The sequence below is a fragment of the Bacteroidota bacterium genome (genome assembly GCA_030706745.1).
GTDB lineage: Bacteria > Bacteroidota > Ignavibacteria > Palsa-1295 > Palsa-1295 > PALSA-1295.
Genome location: JAUZNX010000009.1, coordinates 110,260 through 133,609 on the forward strand (window position 1 = coordinate 110,260; position 23,350 = coordinate 133,609).

Here is a 23,350-nt window from a genome sequence, read left to right on the forward strand (position 1 = left end):
TTTTCTTGAAAAGAAAAGTATACTTCCCTCGGTTCATTTTAGCATTTGAGTTTGTTTTTCATGAACCGCGTTCCCGATTTTTTGAATAACTCTAAAGATGAATCCAACATTGGGCGTTCGGTCTCGCGGAATTCGTTTGTTCCTGCTTCTCCTTTAGCCGACGGAAGCGCCGCCTGAAGAGTCCAGTGACTTAACATTTGATGCAGAAGGAACCGATGCTTGAAATCTACCTGTCATCGGGAGCGCGAACGGCCAAAACCGTGTAGTGTCACGCATGACCGGACATCCTTAGCATGACCCATCATCCATCGATGCTCGAAAAGAAATACGTTTTGTTCATCACCTACTATTTTCCACCGGCCGGCGGGCCGGGGGTGCAGCGGGTCACGAAGTTTATCAAGTACCTTTCGGAGTTCGGCTGGACACCGATCGTGCTGGCTCCGGAGAACCCGGAATACCAAGCACGTGATGAATCGCTGGTGAAGGAGCTGCCGGAGAACCTCATCATCCGGCGCGCACCGATCTTCGAGCCGTACGCGCTGTACCGCCGCTTCACAAGCAAGCCAGCCGGGCAATCGCTGGATGTGAATGTGATTAAGGAGGCTGGCGCGAAGCTTTCTTGCACGGAGCGCATCGCCGAGTTTATCCGCGGCACGCTGTTCATCCCGGATGCAAGAATCGGGTGGTATTGGAGCGCGGTGAAGGAAGGCCGGCGCATTCTGCGCGAGTATCCGGTGAAGATGATCTATTCATCCTCGCCGCCCTATACTCCAGCGCTTATCGCGAGAAAGATGCGGCGAGTCTCGAGAGCGCCATGGATTGCCGGGTTTCGCGATCCGTGGACCGGATTCCACAACACGCCGGACCGTTGGCTGTTGCCGCGCAAGATCGATCGATCGCTGGAGCATTCGGTCTTCGGCGAAGCGGATCTGGTGGAAGTTGCATGGCAAGGCATCGCGGAGGATGCGATGGCGAAATATCCGGATTTGCCACGCGAGAAGTTCATTCACATCCCGAACGGCTTCGATAGCGCGGATTTTCCGGAGCCGGACATCCGGAAGCGCGCCGCGCGACCGAACAATGCGAAGTGTACGATCACCTATTCCGGTTCGCTATATGGTCCACGGAATCCGCTAAGCTTTCTGAAAGCGATCGAGCAGTTGATCGAGCGGCGTGAGATCGAGCCGGAGAAATTGCATCTGCGTTTCGTCGGGCGGTTCGGCTCGGAGATTCACGAGATGCTGGACCGGCCAATGATTCGCGCAATGGTCGAGAAGATCGAATACGTGCCTCATGCGAAGGCGGTGGAGCTGTTGCTCGATAGCGATGCGCTGCTGCTCATCGTTGACGAAGTCCCGACCGTCGCGCACATCGTGCCGGGCAAAGTGTATGAGTATTTGGGCGCGATGCGGCCCATCATCGCAATTGCGCCGCCGCACAGCGCCATTGGTGAGTTGCTGCGCGAGACACAAGCCGGCGAAGCTGTCGCGCAAGCGGATATCGATTCGCAAGCGCGGCTCGTTAAGCGAGTCTTTGACAATTGGGCTGGCGGTGCCTCCGGATTTGCGATGGATCCGAACGTCATCTCCCGCTATGAACGCCGCGAATCAACGCGGACGCTGGCAGGTCTCTTCGATCGCCTGACGCGACAATGACTTGGGAAGAACTGGTCGCTGAGGCCTCGATGAGACTCAAGACGGCCGGAATCGACGATGCGCAAGCGAATGCCGAGTATATGGCAGCGTTCGTCAGTGGCGTTCGAGGCCGCGCGGAGTGGCGAGCCATACGGCGTGGAAAAGTCCGGCAGGAGCAAGCCGATGCGTTCAACGAGTTGATCGTTCGGCGCGAGCTTCACGAGCCGCTGCAGTATATCCTCGGCGAGTGGGAATTCTTTGGACTACCAATCATCGTTCGACCCGGCGTACTGATCCCGAGACCCGAAACGGAAATCCTGGTCGAGGAGGCGCTCAAAGAAGCGGCTGTCATGCCAGCAGGAATCACGATTGTCGATGTCGGCACTGGCTCTGGGGCGATCGCGCTGGCTATGGCAAAACATCTACCAGCCGCCAGAGTGCATGGTGTGGACGTAAGCGCAACAGCGATCGCGATTGCAGAAGAAAATCAAGCGCGACTTGATCTTGCGAACGTGCAATTCCGCCAAAGCGACATGATGCAGCCGGAATGGCTCGGCACCCTGCAAGGAACAATCCATCTGCTGCTGAGCAATCCTCCATACGTGAGCCTTGAGGATTTTGAGACACTCGAACCGGAATTGCGCGAGCACGAGCCTCGCGAAGCGCTGACCGATGAGGGTACTGGTCTTACCTTCTATTGCCGACTTGCCGAGCAGGCCGGAGCATTGCTCGCTCCTTCAGGCCGGTTGCTCGTGGAACTTGGATTCGGTCTGAGCGAGCGTGTTGCAGACATTATGAGCAGTGCCGGACTGTATGTCTTGCGGATCGTCCCCGATCTGGCAGGTATCCCTCGAGTTCTTGTCGCGAGCCGACGTTGAGTCCGAGCGATAACCTCTGCTCAGACTTCGAACAGCTCGTGATGCAGCTTTCGCAACGCCGGCCGGCCTTCTGAATCATCCACGAATGCGATGAGGCTTTGCTCGATTGGAATGATCGCATGAAGATGGCATGCACGAAGGCTTCGTGAAATTTGCGCCGTGAATTTTCCCTCGAAGGGTTCGCTCTTCCCTTTGCGGATTACGACAGCAATGGCCGCAACCGACGCGGGCTCTGTCACGCTGAATGCGTCTCGATCGATTGCACTCGCAATCCGGCGCCGATCATCGCGTGAAAAGATCGCGATTGTTTCCGCCGGTGTAGACCACCTGGCAAACGCGCTGGCGAGTGCTTCCTGCATTCGTTCGTGTTTGCGGCGATCGGGCTTCGGAGTTCGGTCTTTACGAGAAATCCGAATCATGACAAGTTTCTCTTCGAGCGCAACGGCCAGTGCGCGTTGCGTCCGAGTGGGCGATGCGATCTCTCGCGTGAGCATCGTATGTCGCGCCGCCTGATGACCGCCCTTGCCGAATGGCGTCGCAATCCTCAGGACCGTCGGTGGTTTGGATTGCATCAATGGATGCGCGAACGATGGAAACAGCACGCGAGCGCCGCGGCGACCAATTTCCTCCGCCTCATCGAACCGTAGCGAGCGAATGAGCCTCGCATGTGGTACAAGTTCAGGATCGGCAGTGTAAATGCCGGGTAGCATTTTCCAGATTACAACTTCTTCGGCGCCGAGCGATGCCGCGAGCAAGGTCGCCGTGAGATCGGAACTTTCGCTTCCCATCGTTGTCGTTACGCCATCTGGCGTGGCCCCGACAAATCCCTGCATCAATACGACTTCGGATCGCCGGAGGCGCGGAGCAATCAACTTCTCGGCGCGATCTGCGACGGCAACCGTGTCCGGCACGGCGTGTCCAAAGGATTCATTCGTGATGAAGACTCGGCGGGCATCGATGGTATGCATCGGAATATCCCGCTCGATGAGCAACGCCTGAACGAGCGCCATTGCAAACTGCTCTCCGTGAGCAATTACGGCATCGCGCGAACGTGGCGAAAGCTCGCGTGTGATTCCGATGCCCTCCAGAAGCGATCGAACGCTTGTGCCGATTTCTTCGAACGCCTCGAAGAGATCGTCTTCTCCATCGAGGCCCAGTGTGGCGGCCAGTTGTTCGTGCTGCGCGATGGTTCGGTCGAGCGCAATTTCCGCTTCCGGTAGCTTCCCTGCTTCGGCAAGTTCAGCGGCATGTGCGAGTTGGCGCGTCGTATGGCCGATGGCACTGACGACCACGACCAGACCTCGGATCGTACCAGACGTCCGCTCGGCATTCTTCTTCGAGCTACTTCTTCGAGCCCGGGCAACTTCGCGGGCATACCGCTCGCGCACGATCTGCGCGAGCGCTTCAAGTCCCCGTTTTGAGCGCGCCAGCGCGCCGCCAAATTTATATACGATCAAGCTTTCGTCGCAAGTAATGAGTCCGAAGTAACGAGTAACCGCCGAAGCCTGTTCTCACATTTCACAAATGTGGAATATTTTAGAATTCGATGAAGTCCTCTCCACCAGCACGCTTGCGAAAGAGCGATGGATTGCAGGCGAGGCGAAGCATGGCGATGTGTTCCAGGCCCGGCACCAGACTGGTGGCCGCGGGCGCATTGCCGGCCGTCAGTGGCACGACCAGTCGGGAGCATCATTGCTCATGACAATTCTTCTTGAGCATTTGCCGGACACTGTACTTCGCCATGCGACGCTAGACAGTTTACAATCATTCCAAATGATGGCGGCGCACGCCACGATTGCGGCGGTCCGTGAACTCGCCAGCACTTCGATCGAACCGGAACGGCTGGCAATAAAAGAGCCGAACGACATCCTGCTCGATGGCCTGAAGCTATGCGGCATCCTGACCGAGGCTGTCTGGCAAGGCGATGCATTGCGCGCACTCTTTATTGGGATCGGGCTGAACGTTCATCAGTGGGGCTTTGAAGGCACGCTCGCAGAAACAGCCATCTCTCTTGAACAAGCGCGGATCTCGACAACGGTGAATAATGTGCGCGACGAAATTCTTCGTGCCATAGAAAGAACTCTCCTCTCTCCGTTCTCCGTTACGTAAGCACGATGTCACTACTTGCTGTCGATATTGGGAATACGTCGACGACGCTTGGCTTCTTCGACGAGCAGGGTACGTTGCGTCATCGGTTCGATATTCCGACACGCACGCTGACGCATCGTGCGCTGACGCACGAAACGCTCGATGCTCCACTCGCTCCGCTCGGGAAACCCGTTACGATCGGCATCGCGAGTGTCGTGCCGTGGGCATCCGATGAGTTGATTGTCGTTCTGCATGAGATTTATCCCGACGCGACCGTACTTGTAATTTCGAGCTCGAACTTGCCACTCCAAATCCGATATCCGCATCCCGAAGAACTTGGGACGGACCGGCTCCTGGGAGCACTGGCAGCCTTTCGGCTCTTCGGCGAACGCGAACACCGGCCCTGCATCGTGATCGATCTTGGCACCGCCACGACCTATGACTGCATAACAAGCGATGGCGTGTTCCTGGGCGGCGCAATTGCTCCGGGCCTCGAACTTAGCGCCGAAGCACTTGCTCAGCGCGCCTCGCAACTGCCATCGATTGCACTCTCCTTTCCGGATAACGTGATCGGCCAAACGACTGTCGAAAGTATGCAGTCCGGCGTGCTATTTGGTGGCGTCGCTGCAATCGAAGGTATGATCGAGCGGTTGCGTCAGGCGGCGTTCCCCGAGGAACGCCCGATTGTGATCGCAACAGGTGGATTGTCCAAACTCATTGAAGGTCGCACGCAGGCATTCACGCATGTGGACCCGGCACTCGTGCTGGAAGGCATCAGAATCGCTGCCGAACTTTCGGCTGAGCAGGCATCCGAATCCGAAGAATTGGTCGACACCACCAACACAATTAAACTTTAGACATGAGAATCGGTAACGAAGAATTCGAAATTCTGGTCCGGCGCCAAGGCGAAACCGGCTACTCTGCATTTTGCCCACAACTCGAACTGATCGTGCGCGGCACCGCACACCAACAGGTCGAAGAGAAGATGAAGCAACTCATTGTGGAACATGTCGCCAAGCGCGACGCCGCCGCACCGAAGGAACAAGGCTGAGGGCAAGGCCAGAGAAGGTTTCACTTCATTCGGCATTGCCCTCGTCAGTAGCCGATCACTTAGATATGACTGAATCCCTTCATCCCTCGTCTTTCATACCTCAACCTTCAAGCACCATTCCACGTATTTCCGCGCGATATGCATGCGTCGCGCTTTCGCTTCCGTTCAAATTCTATTCGGGTGGCTCGGATGGACTCTGGTACGCAATTCCACCTGAACTCTCCGAACTAGCTCATCCGGGCTCGCGCGCGCTCGCTCCACTTGGTAAGCGCGAGAAGACCGGCGTCATTGTCGCAGTCGCTACGGAAGCACCCGATATTTCGTCGAGACTTCGTCCAATCATCGATGTGCTGGACTCCGAACCGGTGTTCGACTCAGAATTTCTCGCATGGACCAAGTGGGTTGCAGCATATTACCTGACGTCATGGGGTGAAGTGCTTGCCGCCGCTCTTCCCGAGGGACTCAAGCCGGAATCGCGAAGCCGAGCGGTGGCGATTTACAACGCAGATTACGCTTTCCAACTTGACCGAGCGCCTCGCCGCAAGGAGATATTCGAGGTAATTGCCGGCCACGCAGATGGCATTTCTGTTCAGCGACTACAGCAGCAATTGCAGAGACACAGTCTTTATGCCTCCTTGAATGCACTCGAACGTGATGGCCTCATTCGCATCGAACGTCCGCTCACGTCGCGCGCATCCGTTCGCAAAGAGGCTGTGGCCTCGCTTGCAATTGAAGTCGGCTCCGCTGAGTTGTCCTTACAGCTCACGACAATCGAACGACAAGCGCCGAAGCAAGCCAGCCTGTTAATGGCATTGATCGATGAAACACGTCGTGAATCTCCTGTGCCCGTCAAACGACTCCTTAAGCGAGTGAATAGTAGTAAGGCTACATTCGATGCGCTCGTCGAGAAGGGAATCGTCTTAGCAGGATCGCGCGAGATTCTTGGATCTACTTCGTCCGCTAGGTCCACCGAGTCCACGGACGACATTTCGAAGCTTCGGCTGACGCTCGAACAATCGGAGGCTGTCGGACAAATCCGCATCGCACTCGAGGAGGCCAAAGCGAGGACCTTTCTATTGCATGGCGTAACGGGTTCGGGCAAAACCGAAGTCTATATTGCGCTTGCTCGCCAGGTGCTTGATGTCGATGGCGGTGTGTTGATCCTCGTGCCAGAAATCGCGCTGACGCCGCAGCTGATCGATCGTTTTCGCAGAAGACTCTCGCTTGGGGATAGCGATGAAATCGCCGTGCTCCACTCGCGGATGTCAACCACCGACCGCTTTGCAGCCTGGCGCTCCCTTGCGTCGGGACGAATCAAGCTTGCCATCGGTGCTCGCAGCGCTGTGTTCGCGCCCATCCGTAACCTTCGACTCATGATCGTCGATGAAGAGCACGAAGCGACCTACAAGCAATACGACAAGACCCCGCGCTATCACGCCCGCGACATCGCCGTGATGCGCGCTGCACGATTGAACGCCGTCACGGTCCTTGGCAGCGCAACACCGGCGATCGAATCGTACTATAATGCACGACAGGGCAAATACGAATTGCTACACCTTCGTGAGCGGGCCAAACAGGCGGCACTCCCTTCGGTGCGTGTCGTCGACTTGCGTACCGCTGAGAATCGCCGCGATTTCGCAAAAGCACGCTCATCGGTAACCCCTGAATTGCGCGAGGCGATTAAAATACGTCTCGAGCGTAAAGAAGGCATCGTCCTGCTGCAAAACCGTCGGGGATTCTCGACCTACCTCGAGTGCATTGCCTGCGGCGAGCCGGAAATGTGTCCAAACTGTGCGGTCACGCTGACATATCACCGCGCCCGCGACCAGATGCGCTGCCATTATTGCGGACACACCGCCCAAAAGCGAGCAACATGTTCAACATGCGGCAAAGAATCCATGCGACTTGGCGGCATGGGCACCGAGCGAGTGGAAGATGATATTCGCAAGGCATTTCCAGAAGCACGGCTGCTGCGAATGGACTTGGACACGACCGCGCGCAAAGGCGCATATCGTAAGATCCTTACAGCATTCGCAAATGGCGAGGCCGACATTCTGCTCGGCACCCAGATGGTCGCGAAGGGACTCGACTTTCCGCGTGTCACACTCGTCGGTGTTGTGAGCGCCGATACCAGCCTTTGCATTCCGGATTTTCGTTCGGCCGAACGCACGTTCCAGTTGCTCACACAAGTTTCCGGCCGCGCTGGGCGCAGCATGGAGTTGGCAGGTGAAGTCCTAATACAAACTTTGCAGCCCGCGCATCCGGCCATTGCCCTTTCGGTCGCACATGATTATGAAGCGTTTTATAATCTCGAGCTCGCCGACCGCACGAGTCTGCGCTATCCGCCGCTGAGTCGGCTCATCCTCATCGAATTTCGCGGTGAGAAAGAAGCAGAAGTCCGCGACCGCGCCGAGAAATTCGCAACGCTTTTGCCTGAGCGCGCGGCATATTACGAACGAATTGGTCCGGCACCACCGGCGATCACCAAACTCCGAGGCGAGTACCGCTGGCACCTCATCATCAAGAATTTCAAATCACACGATGCCAACGGCGAGCGCATTCGTCGGCTCATCATGGGCGCGCTCGAACAATATCAAAAGCGATTCGCCTCGCGCGATGTGAAGGTCATCGTTGATGTCGATGTGCAGGGGGTGGCATAAGTCAAAGATATTCCCCCGCCGTCAGCCGCCCCAACTGCGGTTCATAGACAGCGGCGATGTCGAACAAGATGCGGGAAATTGCTTCGGGTGTCGGGTGCTGTGTGATGTCTTCGTCCGGATAAGCAGCACGTCGCATGTCCGTTTGCATCGCGCCGGGATCGAACGCATGAACACGGATGCCTCTGTCTCGCACTTCCTCGCGCAGTACTTGCGTAAAACCTTCGAGCGCGAATTTGCTCGCTGCATACGCGCCCCACGTTGCTTTGCCCTTGACTCCGGCACCGCTCGAAACATTAACGATTACTCCGCTCCTTGTCTCCAGCATCGGACGCAGTACAGCCTTTGCAAAGTAAAATGCCCCGTTCAAATTGATGTCAACGACTTCCCGCCACGTCTCGTCTGGATAGGCCTTAATCTCCTCCTTTGGCCCAAGAATGCTGGCATTGTTAACTAATACATCTACTCTCGACCACCGTCCCAACACGCGTTCAATAAAGCCACGGACGGCATTGGCATCCGAGACATCGAGGGCCTGCGTCAGCAGATTGGTACTCGGTAGCTCGGCTTCGAGCATGGCCAAATCGGCCTCATCGCGAGCGCATGTAGCGACAGACCAGCCTTCTGCGAGCCATTTGCGAACAGAGGCTCGGCCCAAGCCGTGGGTTCCACCGGTAATAATGACGACCGATTCCATTGCCACTTAAACCTTGCCACTGTCGTTTTCGTCCGTTGCATAAATCATGATTCGCCGCCTCTACAAAGAATATCGGCTCCAAATCGGCTTCGCGTTTCTTCTCGTTGTCTTCGAGAACGTCGCGTATATTGCCGAGCCGTACGTCTTTGGCAAAGCGATCGATGGGTTACGCGAGGCACACCGCGTTGAGGAGGAAGTAGATTCCAGCATGACGGGCCTGCAGCTACGGCAAGTTGCAGATTCCGTCCGGCAGCATGTACTCGATTCGCTCAGAATCCTCGACTCCATCCGTCAGCGGGATTCTGCGGCTATCTCCGGTCTCCAAGAACATGCCCTCTTCCACTACGCCGCCTATCGGACGGATCCCGCCGATTTGGCCTATGCTTCATACCGCTTCATTGCCCACAAGAAAGCGCGAGCCGATACAGTAGAAGTGCAGCTTCCCCCGGTGGGCACTCCCGAGCGTGCGACCATTGATAGCATGAAGCGCGTGCTCGCAAAGCGGGACTCGATCCGCAGCCGGCGCCGGCACTCGCTACTGAAAATGCCGCGCGAAGCCGCGCGCGATTCCTTGCGGCGCGAATTCAAGGCCAGTAAGTCTCCCGGTCCAGGCAAGCCGGCTGGAACTCAGCCGCCGACGAATGACCGGCCACTGTCATTCTATGTCACGCGTGAAGTCGGGCCGTTTATTCCACCGCTGATTCCGTGGATCGTGCTCTTCCTCGTCAATTCCAGCCTCGGCGCGTTCCGGCGGTTGTATGACACAAGAATTTACACGCGCATGTTCGCGAATCTCTCGAGCGATGTTGTCGCCCGGCAGCTTGCGCAGGGTGAGGACCTTTCGAAAGTCGCCGCCCGAAGTTCGATGGCCTGGCACAATATCGAGTTCTTCCAGTACAACGTACCGGAGTTTTTGGAGCAACTCATCGCTGTCGGCGGTGCTGTGATCGCGCTCGGTCTCTTCGACTGGCGGCTCACGCTCGTCGGGAGCATCCTCATCGTATTGGTACTCATCGGTAGCCGGTATTATATGCGAGCGCTACAGCGGATCCAAAGCAAGCTGCACGATTGGTACGAGGAAGAATATAATATTTTCTCGACCCGTGAACCGGGCAAGATTCGGCAGTACTACTCCGACATTTCGGAGCTGGAAATCAAGTACTCCACTCGCTCGACTTTCAGCTATAGCGTCATCCGTGTCTTCTTGCTTTTCATGTTTCTGACGACGCTCTATATCTCGATCGATCTCGACCGATTCACGATTGGCGCCCTCTACTCAATCGTCGCCTATGTTTGGAGTTTCGTCACTGCCACGGAATATATCCCCTATCTCTCCGAGAAGTGGGTTGAGCTGAAAGATGCTTCCCGCCGGATTACCGACACGGTCCCCGTAGAAGCAGCCTAAGAAACTTGCGCGGTATCATGGAACATTCGCCTGGGTCCACTCGTATTGCATTGGTATCAATATAATTGGCATCCATCCAACATGAATCATCCGGTTACTGACATTCTGAATGGCTTTCGAGTCATGGTGCATGCGCTCCAGGCTGGATCGCGAAGTTCCGAAGAAAAGCACGGGATCACGGGCGCGCAGCTCTTTGTGCTCGAAAAACTTCGAGAAGCGCGCTCCCTGACTGTCAGCGAACTTGCCGCCCGAACGCATACCCATCAAAGTACCGTATCGGTCGTCGTCTCGAAATTGGTCGAGAAGGGACTTGTCGCCCGAGAACGTTCAGAAAAGGATGCACGGGTGCAAATGCTTTCCATCACAACTCGCGGACGCGAGGTTTTGCGGCGAACGCCAGAAACCGTGCAAGACCGCTTGGTCGCCGCCATTGGCGAATTGACCGAGTCCGAACAGACTCGCTTGCATAGCTTGCTGAGCAAAGTCCTGGCTGGTGCGGGACTTGCGGATGTCCAGCCCGCCCTCTTTCTCGAAACTCGGCAGTGAGCCGACAAACTCAACGCATGAAAGGTAATCAAGATAGATTCTCGAAATTCAAAACGCCGATTGGCGAGTCAGTCCAAGACAAACGGCTCTTGCCGATCACAGGTCTCGCCCTGGTGATCGGTCTCTCGGCCGGTGTCGTTTCGCAAATCGTGACGGCGATGATCGGATTCGTCACCAATCTCTCGTTCTTCGGGCGGGCTTCGACTCACTTTTCGTCGCCATCGGAAAATCATATTGGGCTCTGGGTCCTGGTCGTCCCGGTTGTCGGTGGCATCATCGTGGGCATCATGGCGCGCTATGGATCGAAGGCGATTCGCGGTCATGGTATACCGGAAGCCATGGAGCAAGTGCTGCTGAACCAGAGTCGCATTCCTCCCCGCATCACGATTCTCAAGCCGCTTTCGGCTGCTATCTCGATCGGCACCGGTGGACCGTTCGGCGCGGAAGGTCCAATCATCTCTACCGGCGGCGCAATGGGATCGCTGATGGGTCAGTTGCTCCGCACGACGGCTGACGAGCGCAAGGTACTGCTCGCCGCGGGCGCGGCAGCGGGTATGTCCGCAATCTTCGGTGCGCCGGTCTCGGCGGTACTACTGGCGATTGAATTGTTGCTGTTCGAATTCCGGAGCCGCTCGTTTATTCCCGTAGCGATTGCCAGCGTTGCCGCAACTGCTGTACGCGTGTTCTTTGAGGGACTCAAGCCGAGCTTCAGCATGCCGATCCTCCCAACCCCAACGGAAGGTGCGATCGTCACGTATGTACTCATCGGTGCGGCGACGGGCCTTGCGTCCGTCTGGATCACGCGAGCGGTCTACTGGATCGAGGATGGGTTCGAAAAACTGCCCGTCCACTGGATGTGGTGGCCAGCCATTGGTGGCGTGGCCGTTGGAGTGATCGGCTACTTTGTGCCGCGCACGCTGGGCGTCGGATATGACAACATTTCCGGCTTCCTAAGCGGCACATTCACGACAGAGACGCTGCTCTTGCTTTGCGCGTTCAAATTCCTGAGTTGGTCGATTGCGCTTGGCAGCGGTACCTCTGGCGGCACGCTTGCACCGCTATTTACCATTGGTGGCGCACTTGGCTCTGCAATGGCAGCCGGTATTCACATCGTCTTTCCCGGCATTCAGATCGATTTGCGGATGGCGGGTCTCATCGGCATGGCGGCAATGTTCGCTGGCGCATCGCGAGCATTGCTGGCGTCGGTCGTCTTTGCATTCGAGACGACTCTGCAATCATCCGGCCTCCTGCCACTCCTGGGCGGATGCTCCGCCGCGTATCTCATCTCGACAACGATGATGAAGCATACGATCATGACCGAGAAGATCGCGCGGCGCGGGTTACGAGTCCCGTCCGATTATGGTCCCGACCATCTGGCGCGCACGTTGGTCCGCGACCGGCTTTCGCGGACCGTCGCGACCGTCTCCGCAAGTCAGACCATTGCCGAGATTCGGGCCTGGTGCCGTACATACGCGCTCGGCTCCGAACATGGTGGATTCCCCGTCCTGGACGAACATGGCGAACTGGCCGGAGTCGTGACCCGGAAGGAAATCTTCTCGACAGAACTGCCGGAAGGTGAGTCCATCAACACGCTGATCAACCGTCCACCTGCCGTGGTATTCGAGGATAATACGCTTCGGGAAGCGGCGGACTTGATGGTCACCGAGAGGATTGGCCGGCTTCCTGTCGTCCTCCGTGAGGACCCGCTGCAAGTTGTGGGGATTCTCACTCGCAGCGACTTGCTGCATGCCCATGAATCACGGTTGGAGGAAGAACACGAGGCAAACCAGACCATCCTCGTGTCATCGCTCTGGCGCGGCTTCAAACGGTGATTTTCCGCATCGGGTGACTGCCACATTCTGAATTCGAGCCAGAGGCCTCCCGTTTCTCGTATTTTTGTAGGGATTCATTTTATCCACCCTATGAAATACACCAAGAACCTGTATCTTTACTCATTCCTGGCTATCTCCGCGATGGCCATTTCCATGGCTGGCTGCAAGGGCAGCGGCACCGGCCCCGCCAGTGGGCTGTCAACCAAGAATGCCGTCGTCTGGTATATACCGGGCGATATCGAAGGTCTGAACCCTGTCATCACGGCCGATGAATCGTCTAATTACGTGGAAGGCCAGATGTTCGAGCGCCTCATCGGCCAGAATCCTCGGACGCAGGCATGGATTCCCAGCCTTGCCTCGGTCCCGGTGGAGAGTCCGGACCATCTTACGTATACGTTCACAATGGACCCGGCGGCCCATTGGTCCGACGGGAAGCCGGTCACCGCGGAAGACGTCATCTTCTCATACAAAATCGTGGCGAATCCTTTCGTGATAAATGCAGCTCCCCTTCGCAGTTACTATTCCGCTATGGATAGCTGCTGGATTCCGGCAGGACAGCCAAATCAAGTTGTGTTCCACTTCAACAAGTATCGATACGACCTTCTGAAAATTATTATTTATGAATCAATCCTGCCGAAGCACATTTGGGATCCGACGAACTTGACCGATAAGTTCAGTTGGAATGATGTCAAAGCAGAAACACCCACGAACCCGGCCATCAAGCAACTTGCTGATGCATTTCAAGACGCCGGCAACAACCGCGATACCAATCACATGATCGGAAGCGGTCCTTACAAATATGAAAAATGGATTACGAACGATCGTGTGATCTTACATCGCGACACGAACTACTGGGCGAAGGACCGGCCCTGGAGCGATGCTTATCCCGATCAGATCATTTTCAAAACGATCAAGGACCAAAACGCTGCGCTCATTGCACTCAAGCATCAGGACATCGACTTTATTCTTAACCTAACGGCACCACAGTATCTTACTGGCTTCGATTCGGCCCAGCTCAAATGGATCAAGAAAGATACAGTCTATGAGAATCTCTATTCTTTTGTCGGCTGGAACAATGCCAGGCCAATGTTTGCGGATAAGAATGTTCGCAAAGCGCTCACGATGCTCATCGACCGGGACAAGATCATTCATTCAATCCTGCACGACATGACCAAGAAGGTCGAAGGCCCGGTCGCCCCGACGCAGCCCAATTACGACCCCACGGCAAAGCAACCATCCTTTAATCCCGATGCGGCAAAGAAACTTCTCGCAGATGCCGGGTGGGCGGACCATAATGGCGACGGCATTCTCGACAAAGTAATTAATGGGCAAAAGACTGATTTCAGATTCTCCATTGAAATCCCGTCAGGCAACGATGTCTCCAAACAGATTGCTCTAGTGATCGGCAACGATTTGAAATCGGCGGGTATCATCGTGGATGTGACGCAGCTTGAGCCCACGGTCCACCTGAATAATCTGCGCGCTCACAAATTCGACGCTTATCTCGGCGGTTGGGTTGGGAATCTCAGCGGCAAAGATGGGATAGAGGATGAGATTAGTCAGCTTTGGGAGTCATCCGAAGCGAAACGCGGCGGTTCGAACTTCGTCTCGTATAATGATCCGGCAGCGGACAAATTGATGGAGGCTATCAAAATTGAGCCTGACCGTGCGAAGCGCATCGATATGAGCCATCAGTTGCAGCATATCATGACGGACGATCAACCGGTCACGTTCATGTATTCATCACCGGATCGAATTGCCTGGCTCGATCGCTTCGATAACTTCGAGTTCATCCCGGGACGCCCGCCGGTTAACCCAGCATCATGGATCGTGCGAGGGTCTGGCGTCAAACGTCTACCACATGCTGCGGTCTATAGCTTGAACCCAGCCGAACGAAGAGACCCGCAGTAACATAGTGTAATTGTAGCCGTGCCCTGACCGAGGGCACGGCTATGGTTTGAGTGGCCGGTTACGCCGGTTCTTTGTGGTGTCACCCAGGATGTCTGCCGGACCGCGGAACGTGCGCATCTGTTTGCCTTGTATCTCTCGCACGGCGTTTGTTGTAGCAGTGGAATCGGCCAGGTGCACCGGCGTCGTTTTCGGAGCACAGCCGAGCAGGCCAATCAGCAAAAGGAATGTCAAAAGACGGATGTTGTAAGGCGTTCGCATTCCCACTTTCTAAACTCTTAACTCAGTACGCAGCATGTTGCTCTATCTCGTTCGACACGGCGATTATGAAATAAGCGCGCCGACGGAGGAAGCACGCGTGCTCTCCGCCACAGGCATTACCATTACGACTTGTATGGCACGGCTGCTTGCCAGGGCCCAATTTGAATCACCCGAAATAATTATTGCGAGTCCCATCATCCGCGCCCGCCAAACAGCACGCATACTGGCCGAAGAGTTCGCGCCCAACGCTCGTATCGAGATCAGCGAAGCGCTGCTATCGGGCAGCGAACTCGAACGCGCGATGTCTCTCGTCGCGTCAAAGCGAGGTGAGTGCAGAGTACTCATGCTCGTGGGCCACGATCCGTTATTCTCGCATCTGGCAAGTGTACTCGTCACTGGAGCGGAGTCGCCCGCAATCGAAATGCAGAAGAGCGCTGTCGCTCTCTTTGAACTCACTCGCTTTGACGTCCCGAGAATGCGCGGTGTGCTACGCGCGTATCTGCCTCCGGTGCTCGCATAACAGCTTGCGGCGGGCCCGTGCCCTAAAGGCACGCCTACAAATTCCTTACCGCTTATATGGCGTCAGCAGATACTTGTTCGCCTCGGAGTGCGATGTGTTGTATTCCGGTAATTCGAGCACGCGGCGATACATTTGGATCGCATCCTTGCGGTTGCCTCGCATGTCGTAGGCCTCACCCATCGAAAGCTCCGTTGCCGTGAGCCACCAATCGTATTTACTTGGATCTTTTTCGATCGTACGACTGAGCAAATCGCTGTTATAAAAATAATAGAGCGCAGTATCCATGTTGCCGCCCATCCTCTTCATCTGGGCCAGACCGATAAAGTACATCGCTTCGCGCGCCTGCCGGATCGTGTACGCATCGCGCCGTTCGCGGGAGCGGTCCAGCATCACGCGATAGACCGAGTCATACTGGGGAATATTGTTTTCCGTGATGGCGCAAAAACCAAGATAGTGCAAAAACTGGACGTTGTTTGGATAGGTCGTCGCCAATTCGCGCGCCAGCGCATAGGCAAGTTGATACTTTTTTTCAATCGCATAGTAGATATGCAGCAATTCGAATTTGGCTTCGACTTTTGCGTACACCGCGTTCTTGGCCGCCATCTCCAGCATCTGCAAACCGGCTATCTTATTGCCAGTCGGGAACATTGCGGAGATCGCGCCGGAAAGGGACGGGTTTTGCTCCTTTTCGGCTTCGACGTAATAATTGTATACTCCACGGCCAAAGAGCACGTCGGAATTATCTGGAATAATGTCTTCGAGTTGATTGAGGTAATCCACGCCTCGTTTGGCATCGCCTAGAATGAGTTGGATGATGTCAAACGCGTCGAGCGCATTGACCCGATACTCATAGATACGAGCACGCATCCCGATCGCCGCGCCCTTGTAGAAGAGGCCCGCGATATCCTTCGGATTTTTTTCGAGCATCGCATCGGCTTTATTGATGGACCGGTTCAGCCAGGTTTTGTAACCTTCATCGTAAGTGGTATTATCCGGATTCGTGATTGCACGCCAGAACATTGAGGAAGCACGATAAAAATATCCGGCCGGGTGTTCGGGCTCTTCCGCAATGACCGAATCAAAAATCTTTTCCGCGCCGGTGAAATCCATGTTGTACATGAGCGGCATTCCCCGGTGGATCTGCTGGTCCATCAGGCCGGCCTGAAGCACCCATTGAGCCTGGAGACCGCGTGGCGCATAAGCGAGTACGGCCACCACAACTAATGTGAGGGACAGAAACGACGCAATGTTTTTGACGGTGGCGATCATCCGTTCATTATAGGCCGGATCGGCATGAATTGTTTCGGAAGCCGTCATTCATCATTCTTCATGGATGATTCTTCATAGCACAAAAAGACGCCGCCTGACGGATTACAGCGTAATCCGAACAGGCGGCAGAACTTGGCGGGACCGACTGCGAGCCCTCCCAAACCGACAAAGAAATTGTTACTTCTTGCCCTTCGTCAAAATCGCGTCCTTGGCTTGCTTGCCGACGCGGAAGCGCACGACTTTGCGCGCTGGAATCTTAATCGCTTCACCCGTCTGCGGGTTGCGGCCCATGCGGGCTTTGCGATCGGAGAGTACCAGCTTGCCCAAGCCCGGCACGGTAAATCCACGTTTCGCCTCGCGGTACGCAAGGGTTACGAGCGATTCCATCACCGCGGCCGCTTGTTTCTTCGTAAGCTCGTTCTCGGTTGCAAGGTGATCGACAATCGCCGACTTCGTCATCTGTTTTGCAGTTGCTGCTTTCGCCATAGAATTCTTGAAGTTAAAAGGTTAAGTTTGAGTCGAATGATCGGTCATCTGATAACAATGATCGCCCATCCATGGTCAATCAGAACATCCTCCGGCACACGTGAAGCAAGGGGACGCACCGCCCTCCTGCAGACCAGTATACCGGTCACTACCGGGTTTGCGACGCTCCTCTCCAGCACAGCCGCTCGTCTAAATCCGCGTCACATCAGGGCGGATCGTCGCAATTCCGTACTACGAACTTAATACATTTTTGGACGCGATGTTTGTAAAACCCTTTATTTATAAGGGCACCATCATACTCGCGGGAACTTATGCGGCTAATAATAGGGCAAATGAGACGTTCCACCCTGTGTAACGCCGGGCTGGAAGCTGACTTGAATGTCCACGCCGCCAGAATGATTGACGAATGTTCCATCCGCCTGACGAAGGATAAAAATCCGAGCCCACTCATTTGCAGGGAATGCGGGATCTGCGTCCTTGAACATCAAATAGAGTACGACTCCCGTACCTGACGATTGATTTGTCAATGTCACACTATTGATCGTGAACTGAGATGGATCGTTGTACGGGACGGCATAATAAATATGAGTGAGATCGAACGCTGTGTCCATCCGCGCTAAACCGCCGTCGCTCAGGAATGCGGCACCATTCAAGGTATTAAGCGAAAGAGTGTTGCCGCTAATCTGTAGCGCCACCTGATGCGGATATTGATTCGTGGAGTCATCAGCAATTCCCCAATTTTGTGAATTTGCAGGCCGCCCCATGAATATCGAGTGCCGAAAACCATGATACCCTGAATCCGGAATTGGGTTTCCTATTGAGTCGTGTTTAAGGCTGAACGCTTGCGGCGGATTGATCTCAGCTCCCGCCCACACGATCTCGTTAGTATCACTGCCATAAAACATAGCGGAATCCTTTCGAATGGCTTTGACCCACATACGATATGGATGCTCGCTGGCACCGCGCAGCGGGGTTAGCAATGGCGGAATTGTGACCGTCGCGGTATTCGCCGAATCGCCAGCCGGAACAAATTGTGCATAATGGCCAGAATCATTTCTGGTCTGAATCGGATCGTGATAGTAAACGATATATCCGAACATACCTATATTCTTGTTCGTCGACGGCAAGTCCCAGCGTAATTGTACCGTCGTCGGACTCGTTGAAGTGGCTCTCAGGTTGGTTGGATTCATCAGTGGCCGAGGATCGAAGTCGAAGTGCAGACGCGCGGAATCCAAACTATACCCCAGCGTATCCGTTGCTTTCTCGCCCCAGACGACCGCGGTATACCGGCCAAGCGGAAGAGTGTGAAAAGTGACGGATGTATCTATTCGTCCGGCGACTTTGGCTATGTGTGCCGTATCAACAAGCTGCAGATCCGACTCGGATGGAGTACCTAATTGATCCGTGTCCGGTTGGGATGTCCAAACCTTTACATAGTATCCCTTGAAATTCAATTGCGTATCGGCTGTCGAACGCGTCCATCGGATCACCATATCGCCGGTCGCCGGCGCGACGAAACTGGAGACCGGTGACGTAAACATAACGCGTTGCGGCGGCAGCACAAGCCGTGGGCGCACCTCGGGTCCGGTGATCGGGTCCGAAAGACAGCCCGAAAAAAGAAAAGAAGAAAAAGAGAGCACGAGATAGGAAAGAGTGACGAGGCTCTTCCGAGAGGGTTGGTTTGACAGGAACATCGTCACTTGAAAACGGAAATGGGACGAGGATGTTCCGGGTCCAATGACGAATTACAAACGACGAATGACGAATGAACATCCATTCATTCGTCATTCGTCATTTTGCATTCGTAATTGTATCAGGCCGCGACCAGTCGCCGAATGCGCGAGGTGGCGCGCTTGCCGGTACTGCCTTTGGCCATGTCGCGAATGCTCTTGGCAGCAGTTGCCGCCAATGGCAGTGCAATAATAGCTATTTCCACCAATCGAACGGATGTATCGAACACACGCCGTGCTTTGGTGTCAGTGACGTACTTGCGAAACAGCTTGTCCGTCAAAGGATCTTTTAGAAAATCATGGATGAGTCGTAAGTTTACCATAATAGGAAAATATTAGTTTTCGTGTATGGTCATGGTTCTTGCATTCGGCGTGCCAGACGAATTCCCGCGAACCATGGGCCTCGTGGGCTTTTTTGAATAGAAAAGCCCCTCTTCATTGGAAGAGGGGCTTCGAAAAACAGTCGTGATTTGCCGCAGCTTATCGCGCTGACATTCTCACGATCGGTCCGCTATGCGCCGGACGTGGCCTTGCGGCGTAGCCTGTGTTGGTCGCTAACTGATACGAAACATTGACTGTCACATATTTATAGCCAGCTCCATTGACACTGTAAAGCTTGCCGGTGCTTGGGTCTGGCACAATCTCAACGAGCGCCAGATGATTGTCCTGCGTCTTGACGACAATAATGGCTGAGCCCTTCGTCCCATAAACCGCGTCATTCGGAAGGTCGAATGCATTTTGCGAAGCCGTATCCATTTCGGTCTTATAGTCCGAGGAGCGGAAGTTGTTCGCAAGGCCGCCGACAATGTAATTGGCTTTGCCGCTGACCTTCGTATCGCGCCAGCCTGAGCTATGGACGTTACTTGCCACCAGCGAAATGCCGGAGGGAAGCGTCGGGTCGTTCGCGTATGACTCGAGTACAAAATCCGCGGCAGCACCCTGCGAAAGCGGAAGGGTCATGGCCATTTGTGGTCCCAGGGAGAGCCCACTCGGATCGCTCGAACTTGGATCGGCCACCTCGTAGATTCTCAGTCCGTTTGTCCGCTCGGCGGTCATCCAAGTGATGGAATTGGTGTTGCCACCCGCCGTGTGAACGATAAACGTATAAGCCGTTTGCTCCTGCAGGCTGGTCACGTCCATGGCAGATCCGGACGTCGTGCCGAGGAGACTGGTCCCTTGGTAAACGGTGTCCGCATCGACATCGCCGGAGCCGCGGGTCCACATGAGGCTGATCGTATTGCTGTTTTTGGCGAGCACCATGAGAGCACCGGGAGCTCCAGGTGGGGTGGTCGTTCCGGGGCTGGTTGTCGATGTACATCCGGCGACATAGAAGCTGCCGAAGATCGCGCTGGCAATGAGCGCAAGCGTGTAAAGATTGGTTTTGCTCTTATTCATGATTTCGTAAAGTGAGTGTTATGGTAAAAATCTCGTAATGACGGGCGGTCGCCAAATGGCGTACCTCACCTATATATAATTTCCGTGCCGGGATTTTTCCACTAGAAGCGACAAGTTTCTGGCGAAAATGATTCATGCAAAGTGCAGGCCTTCCTGAAGCAATGCACGCTTTCGAGCGAGTTCCCAGGAAAACTGAGCCCATGAGGCACAAATTGGGACTTTTGCAACCCATCGGTCGCACCCCCTTAGTCCCATTCGGACTTCCTTATGCTTAATACGTCACGGTAATGCTCTTGGCGGATGCATTATAAGCAACTCCATAGTTCGTGAGCGCCGAGGGTGCCGGGCCGCTCATCACGTTCCCGTGTAGGTCGAACCGTGACGCGTGGCACGCGCAGAAGATCATTCCGCCGCTTGGTGGATTGACCTGACAGCCCTGGTGGGTACAGAGCATCGAGAGCGCGGTGTAGGTCGTAGCATTCTGCCGAATCACCAGAATTGGCGTACCATCTGGCTGGACGGTCGTGTCCTCCTTGAATGATCCATCTGAAGTGAGATCGGCTACGCTAATGGTCGTCGTTCCGTGTGAGACGCTCGGACCCGTAAGCGAGGAGCAACTCGCAAGGAACTCCGCAAGGGCGCCCGATAATGTGATGCCGGTCAAAACCATGCCGGTCCGTTTGAGAAATTCGCGGCGGCCAACCGCCGTGTCAAGAGAAAAGACGTGTTGTTTCATAATCAAGTAATTTCGAAGTCCTAACTATCCAAACCCATTCGCGTCTCGCTTTAACATGAGAAGCGTTTCATCCTCAGGACACATTTGTGCGCTGTCCCTGTACAATTCTATCCACCGTAGAAATTCTGTGCCTATTCTTCGAACAGCCGTGTTAGGAGGCCCGGTGAAGTTATTCGTTCGATTGTTCCTCACACTGGCTGCGCTGCTGATCGCGGAGCCATTCCTGCGCGCACAGACGAGTTCCGGCACCGTCCAGTGGGCGAGCGAAGTCCTCGGAGTCTCTTCGGAAATCCATAAGCCTGGTGAAAAAGGCTACGGCGCCGAGCAGGTGCTGGGCAAGCCGAATAAATGTCCTGCCGTTGGTGATAGCCCATGCGCCTGGTTGCCTGGCAATGACGCCGACGTCGGGAATCAGGAGGAATGGATCAAGGTCGGATTCGAGCGGCCCATGAAGATTACGCAGGTTGCGGTCGCGGAGAACTTCTATCCGGATGCGATTTCGAAGATTGTCCTGTATGATGAACGTGACCGGGAGCGCGAGAGCTATCCCTCGACTCCGGAATCCGCCGGTCTGACAGAACGGGTGCACCACTTGATCATCAATCGGACCACCTATAATGTGGCGGCGGTAAAGATCGTCCTGCAGCCCGGCCTTGTGGCTGGTCCGAACGAGATTGATGCCATTGGGATCGCGGACTCCTGGACCAAAATCGAAGCCGAAGTCAATGTTATGCCGGATATCCACGTTGGCAACCGTGAGAACCTGGGGCCAGGCATCAACTCGCCATTCGACGAAGTGTTGCCGGTGATTTCTCCCGATGGTAAAACGCTATTTGTGGACCGCAAGAACCATCCGCAGAATTTCAGGCTCAGTCCTGGTTTGATCCGCAGCAACGATACCAACAACGATAACATCTGGTTTTCGTCCGCCGACGCGCGCGGCAACTGGCAGCCCCTGCAAAATATCGGTCCGCTGCTCAATAATGGCTTCGGCTCTTTCGTTGCCTCCGTCACACCGGACGGAAACACGCTCCTGATTGGTGGAAGCTTCCGCTCAAAAGGAGGACGTCCCGGCTCAGAGCATTTCGGATTGTGGCTCACGCATCGAACGAAGACGGGATGGGAGTATCCGGAGGAAGTGATCGTCCGGGATTTCTACACCAATGCGCGCTTCGTCGAATTCTCACTTTCGAACGATGGGCGCTCGATTGTACTTTCGCTGGACCGTGCCGATTCCCGCGGCCATAAGGATCTCTACGTCAGTTTCCTGCAAGGCGATGGCACATGGTCGGCGCCGAAAAATCTCGGATCCATGGTCAACTCCCCGGCCGATGAAGCGACACCGTTCATTGCTGCCGATGGCAAGACCTTGTATTTCGCCTCCGATGGCTTTGCTGGCTATGGCGGGATGGATATGTTCATCACCCGCCGGTTGGATGATACCTGGCAGCATTGGACCGAGCCGCAAAATCTCGGCCCACAACTTAATACTCCCGGCTGGGATGCATACTACACCGTGCCGGCATCCGGAGAGTACGCATACTTTGTTTCTACCGAGAATTCCTATGGTGCCGGCGACATCTTTCGCGTCAAACTTCCGGAGGCGCTTAAGCCACAGGCTGTCGTGCTCATTAGTGGCAAAGTGCTCGATGCCAAAACGGGCAAGCCTGTGAGTGCCGCGATCAAATACGAAGACCTCTCCGCCGGCCAGGAGATCGGGGGCGCGAGTACGAATCCTTCGACCGGCATTTACAAGATCACGTTGCCCGCCGGGAAAAATTATGGATATCGGGCGATAGCGCCAGGTTATATCGCCGTTAGCGAAAATCTCGATCTCAGGGAAGCGCACGATTATCAAGAACTTGAGCGCGATCTCACGCTGGTACCGATCCAGAAGGGCGAGATTGTCCGGATCAACAACATTTTCTTCGAAACGGGAAAGGCTGAACTTCGGCCCGAATCCTATCCGGAGTTAGACCGGCTCGTGCAATTGTTGAAAGACCGCCCGGAAATGGAAATTGCAATTGGCGGTCATACCGATACCGTCGGTACCCCTGTTGCGAACCAGCAACTTTCTGAAGCGCGTGCAACTTCGGTCGAAGCATATCTTATCCGAAAGGGAATCGCGGCCCGGCGACTTCGAGCAAAAGGCTATGGCGAGACACAGCCCATCGCCACGAATGCGACTGATGAGGGCCGGCGGCAAAACCGAAGAGTGGAATTTACAATTGTGAAGTAGCTGATCCATTCGGAATAT

21 protein-coding genes are annotated in these 23,350 nt (G+C 55.1%); 12 read left to right on the forward strand and 9 right to left on the reverse strand.

What is annotated here, in order from left to right; translation table 11 throughout:
* The first annotated feature begins 293 nt into the window (after positions 1 to 293).
* A complete protein-coding gene (locus Q8902_11240) occupies positions 294 to 1,655 on the forward strand; it encodes a hypothetical protein (protein MDP4200130.1) in 1,362 nt (453 codons plus the stop codon).
* Positions 1,652 to 2,512: a peptide chain release factor N(5)-glutamine methyltransferase gene (gene prmC / locus Q8902_11245; protein MDP4200131.1), complete on the forward strand. Its 861-nt coding sequence runs from the start codon at positions 1,652 to 1,654 to the stop codon at positions 2,510 to 2,512. Before Q8902_11240 ends, prmC begins: the two co-directional genes overlap by 4 nt.
* 20 nt (positions 2,513 to 2,532) lie before the next feature.
* Here the strand turns inward: prmC and Q8902_11250 are convergent, their stop codons facing one another.
* Positions 2,533 to 3,969, reverse strand: a complete 1,437-nt coding sequence (locus Q8902_11250) for a hypothetical protein (GenBank protein MDP4200132.1) — start codon at positions 3,967 to 3,969, stop codon at positions 2,533 to 2,535.
* Between the two features lie 67 nt (positions 3,970 to 4,036).
* Between Q8902_11250 and Q8902_11255 the strand changes: the two genes are divergently transcribed.
* From Q8902_11255 to priA, 4 genes are all read left to right on the forward strand, one after another.
* On the forward strand, positions 4,037 to 4,621 hold the full coding sequence (locus Q8902_11255; GenBank protein ID MDP4200133.1) for a biotin--[acetyl-CoA-carboxylase] ligase: 585 nt from the start codon (positions 4,037 to 4,039) through the stop codon (positions 4,619 to 4,621).
* 5 nt (positions 4,622 to 4,626) lie between these two features.
* Positions 4,627 to 5,457, forward strand: coding sequence for a type III pantothenate kinase (locus tag Q8902_11260; GenBank protein ID MDP4200134.1), 831 nt, complete (start codon positions 4,627 to 4,629; stop codon positions 5,455 to 5,457).
* A 2-nt stretch (positions 5,458 to 5,459) separates the two neighbouring features.
* A complete protein-coding gene (locus Q8902_11265) occupies positions 5,460 to 5,651 on the forward strand; it encodes a hypothetical protein (GenBank protein MDP4200135.1) in 192 nt (63 codons plus the stop codon).
* Positions 5,652 to 5,716: 65 nt separating this feature from the next.
* Positions 5,717 to 8,311 (forward strand): primosomal protein N', encoded by a 2,595-nt coding sequence (gene priA, locus Q8902_11270; GenBank protein MDP4200136.1) that lies wholly within the window; start codon positions 5,717 to 5,719, stop codon positions 8,309 to 8,311.
* Between the two features lies 1 nt (position 8,312).
* Here priA and Q8902_11275 read toward each other — a convergent pair whose 3' ends face one another.
* Positions 8,313 to 9,005 (reverse strand): SDR family oxidoreductase, encoded by a 693-nt coding sequence (locus Q8902_11275; GenBank protein ID MDP4200137.1) that lies wholly within the window; start codon positions 9,003 to 9,005, stop codon positions 8,313 to 8,315.
* 46 nt (positions 9,006 to 9,051) lie between these two features.
* Here Q8902_11275 and Q8902_11280 point away from each other — a divergent pair, with 46 nt between their 5' ends.
* The 4 genes from Q8902_11280 (at position 9,052) to Q8902_11295 (ending at position 14,699) form a co-directional block, all read left to right on the forward strand.
* Positions 9,052 to 10,410, forward strand: a complete 1,359-nt coding sequence (locus Q8902_11280) for an ABC transporter six-transmembrane domain-containing protein (protein ID MDP4200138.1) — start codon at positions 9,052 to 9,054, stop codon at positions 10,408 to 10,410.
* A gap of 81 nt (positions 10,411 to 10,491) precedes the next feature.
* Positions 10,492 to 10,956 carry a MarR family transcriptional regulator gene (locus Q8902_11285; protein MDP4200139.1) on the forward strand — a complete coding sequence of 155 codons (465 nt, stop codon included), beginning with the start codon at positions 10,492 to 10,494 and terminating at the stop codon, positions 10,954 to 10,956.
* A gap of 17 nt (positions 10,957 to 10,973) precedes the next feature.
* A complete protein-coding gene (locus tag Q8902_11290) occupies positions 10,974 to 12,788 on the forward strand; it encodes a chloride channel protein (GenBank protein MDP4200140.1) in 1,815 nt (604 codons plus the stop codon).
* Positions 12,789 to 12,878: 90 nt separating this feature from the next.
* Positions 12,879 to 14,699, forward strand: coding sequence for an ABC transporter substrate-binding protein (locus tag Q8902_11295; protein ID MDP4200141.1), 1,821 nt, complete (start codon positions 12,879 to 12,881; stop codon positions 14,697 to 14,699).
* Positions 14,700 to 14,738: 39 nt separating this feature from the next.
* Here the strand turns inward: Q8902_11295 and Q8902_11300 are convergent, their stop codons facing one another.
* On the reverse strand, positions 14,739 to 14,957 hold the full coding sequence (locus Q8902_11300) for a hypothetical protein (GenBank protein ID MDP4200142.1): 219 nt from the start codon (positions 14,955 to 14,957) through the stop codon (positions 14,739 to 14,741).
* Between the two features lie 34 nt (positions 14,958 to 14,991).
* Here Q8902_11300 and Q8902_11305 point away from each other — a divergent pair, with 34 nt between their 5' ends.
* Entirely contained in the window at positions 14,992 to 15,477 is a 486-nt protein-coding gene (locus tag Q8902_11305) for a histidine phosphatase family protein (protein ID MDP4200143.1), read from the forward strand.
* 45 nt (positions 15,478 to 15,522) lie between these two features.
* Here the strand turns inward: Q8902_11305 and Q8902_11310 are convergent, their stop codons facing one another.
* The 6 genes from Q8902_11310 to Q8902_11335 all read right to left on the reverse strand — a co-directional run bounded on the left by Q8902_11310 (position 15,523) and on the right by Q8902_11335 (position 21,093).
* On the reverse strand, positions 15,523 to 16,794 hold the full coding sequence (locus tag Q8902_11310; protein ID MDP4200144.1) for a hypothetical protein: 1,272 nt from the start codon (positions 16,792 to 16,794) through the stop codon (positions 15,523 to 15,525).
* 129 nt (positions 16,795 to 16,923) lie between these two features.
* A complete protein-coding gene (locus Q8902_11315) occupies positions 16,924 to 17,232 on the reverse strand; it encodes an HU family DNA-binding protein (protein ID MDP4200145.1) in 309 nt (102 codons plus the stop codon).
* A gap of 317 nt (positions 17,233 to 17,549) precedes the next feature.
* A complete protein-coding gene (locus Q8902_11320) occupies positions 17,550 to 18,926 on the reverse strand; it encodes a fibronectin type III domain-containing protein (GenBank protein ID MDP4200146.1) in 1,377 nt (458 codons plus the stop codon).
* 119 nt (positions 18,927 to 19,045) lie between these two features.
* Positions 19,046 to 19,285, reverse strand: a complete 240-nt coding sequence (locus tag Q8902_11325) for a hypothetical protein (protein MDP4200147.1) — start codon at positions 19,283 to 19,285, stop codon at positions 19,046 to 19,048.
* A gap of 157 nt (positions 19,286 to 19,442) precedes the next feature.
* Positions 19,443 to 20,357, reverse strand: a complete 915-nt coding sequence (locus Q8902_11330; protein ID MDP4200148.1) for a hypothetical protein — start codon at positions 20,355 to 20,357, stop codon at positions 19,443 to 19,445.
* Positions 20,358 to 20,628: 271 nt separating this feature from the next.
* A complete protein-coding gene (locus Q8902_11335) occupies positions 20,629 to 21,093 on the reverse strand; it encodes a Rieske (2Fe-2S) protein (GenBank protein ID MDP4200149.1) in 465 nt (154 codons plus the stop codon).
* Positions 21,094 to 21,256: 163 nt separating this feature from the next.
* Here Q8902_11335 and Q8902_11340 point away from each other — a divergent pair, with 163 nt between their 5' ends.
* A complete protein-coding gene (locus tag Q8902_11340; protein ID MDP4200150.1) occupies positions 21,257 to 23,332 on the forward strand; it encodes an OmpA family protein in 2,076 nt (691 codons plus the stop codon).
* Positions 23,333 to 23,350 lie beyond the last annotated feature (18 nt).